The 1,041-nt window shown below is 54.2% G+C and carries 1 pseudogene; it reads left to right on the top strand.

What is annotated here, in order from left to right:
• Nucleotides 1-1,041: pseudogene (carB, locus tag HWQ67_RS19555) on the top strand (carbamoyl-phosphate synthase large subunit); the annotation flags it as partial.

Genomic DNA, 1,041 nt, shown 5'->3' with positions numbered 1-1,041 from the left:
TGCATCCGCTCTACTCCTCACTCAAACTAAAGACGCCCAACAGCGAAAGGCTCTGGTATGTGGCCGATGCCCTCCGTCAGGGAATGACGGTTGAACAACTCTATGAGATAACGAATATAGACCCGTGGTTCTTAAACAACATCCTTGACATCGTAAAGATGGAGCTGGAAGAGCTTAGATACATTGAAATACTACCTGACTACACCAAAACCAAGTTGAAATTCAAGGATGAAGATGCAGGTCGAACGCTTGTGAGGAGGGCCAAGGAGTATGGCTTTTCCGACAAGAGACTTGCCTTTCTCTTTGGCGAAACTACAACTGAAAAGATGGTCAGGGATTACCGCAGGCTACATGCAATCACACCCGTCTACAAGATGGTTGACACCTGTGCGGCTGAGTTCAGGGCGGTCACGCCGTATCTGTACTCGACGTATGAGCGACCGTTTTACCGACTCACGGATGACGGTCAGACGCAGCCATTGGCCCAGTGTGAGGCCAATCCCACGCAACGCAGGAAGGTCGTGATCCTTGGCTCGGGGCCAAACAGGATTGGTCAGGGCATAGAGTTCGACTACTGTTGTGTCCATGCCGTCTACGCCCTCAGGGAGTTGGGGTATGAAACCATCATGGTCAACTGCAACCCGGAAACGGTCAGCACCGACTACGACACCTCCGACCGTCTGTACTTTGAGCCATTGACGATTGAAGACGTGCTGGCCATCATAGAGCTTGAGCGTCCGGAGGGTGTAATCGTCCAGTTTGGCGGACAGACGCCGCTGAAGTTGGCCGTCCCGCTTGAGCGCGAGGGCGTGCGGATACTTGGCACCTCCCCCGATGCCATTGACAGGGCCGAGGACAGGAGGCGTTTCAGCGAGCTTATCCACAAGTTAGGTCTGAGGCAGCCCCGCAGCGGCACGGCCATGACCGTAGAGGAAGCCAGAGTCTCTGCGGCAAGGATTGGCTATCCCATAATTGTGCGTCCCTCCTATGTGTTAGGCGGACGAGCGATGGAGATCGTCTATGACGAAGGCTCACTCGTTG

Source organism: Candidatus Magnetobacterium casense (genome assembly GCF_019173545.1).
Lineage (GTDB): Bacteria > Nitrospirota > Thermodesulfovibrionia > Thermodesulfovibrionales > Magnetobacteriaceae > Magnetobacterium > Magnetobacterium cryptolimnobacter.
This window is presented reverse-complemented; position numbering and strand designations above follow the sequence as displayed.